Source organism: Desulfonatronospira sp. MSAO_Bac3 (genome assembly GCF_003838035.1).
In the GTDB taxonomy this organism is placed as follows: Bacteria; Desulfobacterota; Desulfovibrionia; order Desulfovibrionales; family Desulfonatronovibrionaceae; genus Desulfonatronospira; species Desulfonatronospira thiodismutans.
Genome location: NZ_QYZY01000215.1, coordinates 1 through 2,857, shown reverse-complemented (window position 1 = coordinate 2,857; position 2,857 = coordinate 1). Strand labels below are relative to the sequence as shown.

Below are 2,857 nucleotides of genomic sequence, written 5' to 3'. Positions count from 1 at the left end.
TGCTGCGGCCCTTCTGGGGGCCCTGTCTGTGCCGGAGGTGGAGGAGTTGTCACAGCAGCAGGGAATCTGCGTAGTAAACGCCGGCAACAGCCATACCATAGCCTTCCTGGTATACAGGGGCAGGGTCATGGGGATTTACGAACACCATACCGGCATGCTGGACGGAGAAAAGCTCTGGGCGCAGCTTGAGAGTTTCCGGGCCGGCAGGCTGACAAATGAAGAGGTCTTTGAGGACCGGGGGCATGGCTGCCGGGTTCTGGACGAGGCTGCAGGTATGGAATTTGGTCCGGTGTTCCTCCTTGGCCCCAGGCGAAGGCTCCTGGAGGGATTTCAGGCGCATTTTCTGTGCCCCGGGGGAGACATGATGCTGGCTGGCTGTTTCGGCATGCTCAAGGGGGCAGCTTTGTTAAAAGGTCAGAAATTTAACGCTTGAGGGCAGTCACATGAACAATTATACCCTTGTCAGGCCGGAACACCTGAATCATCACGGGTTTTTATTCGGCGGGGTCATGCTCAAATGGGTGGACGAGTTCGCCTGGCTGGCCGCCAGCAAGGAATACCGCGGGTGCAAGCTGGTGACCATTGCCATGAACGAGATTCGCTTCACCGAGCAGGTGCCCAACGGGTCCATCCTGCGGTTTAATATCGAATTCTGCAGCCAGGGCAAGTCCTCGGTGACCTATGATGTAAATGTCTATTCCGACAGGCCGGGAGGCGAGCAGGAAGTAAAGGTTTTTGCCAACAAAATCACCTTTGTCCGGGTGGATTCCCTGGGGCACAAGACCCCGCTTCCGCCCAGAAGCGAAATAAAGGCCTGGCCTGAGGTATGAGCAGCAACCTGTAATTCACGGACGGTACCATAATGAAAAAAGTTGTCATAGCCACACGGGGCAGCAAGCTGGCCCTGTGGCAGGCGGAACATATATCCTCGCGCCTGAGGGAGCGCTACTCAGGGCTGGAAGTGGAGCTTTTAAAGGTAAAGACCACCGGGGACAAGATCCTTGATGTGCCTCTGGCCAAGGTCGGGGGCAAGGGGCTTTTCGTCAAGGAGATTGAAGAGGCCCTCATGGATGGTCGGGCCGACATAGCGGTGCACAGCATGAAAGATATGCCGGCTGAGCTTCCCCGGGGGCTTAAGCTTGGAATAATCCCTGAAAGAGAATCCAGGTTCGATGTTCTGCTGTCCACCAGTTATCCCGACATCAGTTCCCTGCCCACCGGGGCCACAGTGGGAACCTCCAGCCTCAGACGCCAGGCCCAGATACTGCACATGAGGCCGGACCTGGAAATTCAGATGCTTCGCGGCAACCTGGATACCAGGCTCAGGAAGTTAAAGGAAGGTATTTATGATGCAATCATTGTGGCCGCTGCCGGTATGAGCAGGCTGAAGATGCATGCCGATTATGTAACTGAACTGTCTCCGCCTTATTTTCTGCCGGCAGTGGGGCAGGGGGCTCTGGGTATAGAATACCTGCAGGACCGCCAAGAGCTGGATGAACTCCTGGGGTTTATGGATGACTTCAGCACAAGGTACTGTATAGAATGTGAACGGGCCTTTCTGGCGGAACTGGAGGGCGGCTGCCAGGTGCCCATAGCCTGCTACTGCCGGCATGAAGGCAATAATATTCAGGCCACCGGGCTTGTCTGCGACCTCAAGGGCGAGAGGATGATCCGCAAGAGTGTTTCAGGCAAACCCAAGGACGCGCGCAGCCTGGGAGTTGATATGGCCAGGCAGGTCCTGGAGGCGGGAGGACGGGAAATCCTGGCGGAACTTTATGCCTGCCAGGATGATAATCAGGATTGACCCAGCCCCAGGTCCGGGGCGATTTCCTCCATGGCCTGGATGGACAGGGACAGAAATTCGTTTTGATCCAGGCCCAGCTTTTCATGTTCAGCAATGATGGCCCTGTTTACAGAAGCGGCAAAGGCCTTGTCCTTCATCTTTTTCTTCAGGCTTTTGGCCTTCATGCCGGACAGTTTTTCAGGGCGAACCAGGGCCGCGGCCATGACCAGTCCGGTTACTGTTTCAGCACAGCGCAGGGCATAGTCCAGGGTGCTGGAGGGGGCCGGGGCATGATTCAGTTCTGCGGCGTGGGCTTCAATGGCCCTGACGGCTTCGGGGGGCAACTGGTCCTGGAGTATTTGCGCACTTTCCAGGCCGTGCCTGGAGTAATCCTCCTGAGTCAGGGTATAGTCCAGGTCGTGCAGGAGGCCGGTCAGTCCCCAGGTTTCAACGTCCTGGTCAAGTCTTCGGGCCAGGCTGCGCATGACTGCTTCCGTGGCCAGGCTGTGTCTGACAAGATTTTCTTCCTGCACCTTTTCCCTGACCATATCCAGGGCTTTTTCTCTGCTGAGCATGTCTTTTTCCCTAAATAATTTTCCGGGTATTGACCCCTGTTAAAGAAAGATTAATATACTGATTCAGTACAAATTTCAGGCGCACGCAGTGAATATATCCGTCGTATCTTTTTAGCGCTTTGCATGTGGCATGGGGACTGGCTCTTCCGGGACCCACTTGTCCCAAAAATTGAGTCTTTTTGAGCACAAAATGATGCTCAAGTGGGTCCCGGAGTGCCTGTCCCCTGCTTTCCTTAAAAGCGCTAAACAGATACTATCCGTCAGGCCATGCCCTGTAAAGCAGCTTTTGCAGGGAGTGGCCGCGAGACTGCCGATATTGACAACCGTCTTGATTTTGCCGATAATTTTTTTATTATCGGCGTGGAGTTATTTTTTTAATATCTTTGTTTCAGCAGGGAGGACCTTAATACGATGAAAAGAGTCGCTTTATTTATAGGCACAAACATAGCTATCCTGGTGGTGCTGCTTATAGTCACATCTATTCTGGGTGTGAACAATT

4 protein-coding genes are annotated in these 2,857 nt (G+C 54.2%); 3 read left to right on the top strand and 1 reads right to left on the bottom strand.

What is annotated here, in order from left to right; all coding sequences use genetic code 11:
* The 3 genes from D5S03_RS07425 to hemC form a co-directional block, all read left to right on the top strand.
* Positions 1–433, top strand: a 433-nt coding sequence (locus D5S03_RS07425; protein WP_287043270.1) for a DUF1786 family protein, incomplete at its 5' end; no start/stop codon positions are given.
* 10 nt (positions 434–443) lie between these two features.
* Positions 444–830: an acyl-CoA thioesterase gene (locus tag D5S03_RS07420; protein WP_008868374.1), complete on the top strand. Its 387-nt coding sequence runs from the start codon at positions 444–446 to the stop codon at positions 828–830.
* A 32-nt stretch (positions 831–862) separates the two neighbouring features.
* Positions 863–1,804: a hydroxymethylbilane synthase gene (hemC, locus tag D5S03_RS07415; protein WP_287043269.1), complete on the top strand. Its 942-nt coding sequence runs from the start codon at positions 863–865 to the stop codon at positions 1,802–1,804.
* On the opposite strand, the gene D5S03_RS07410 is transcribed toward hemC, so the two are convergent.
* A complete protein-coding gene (locus D5S03_RS07410) occupies positions 1,795–2,358 on the bottom strand; it encodes an HDIG domain-containing metalloprotein (RefSeq protein WP_287043268.1) in 564 nt (187 codons plus the stop codon). The two genes, hemC and D5S03_RS07410, sit on opposite strands and share 10 nt — an antisense overlap.
* Positions 2,359–2,857: the final 499 nt, after the last annotated feature.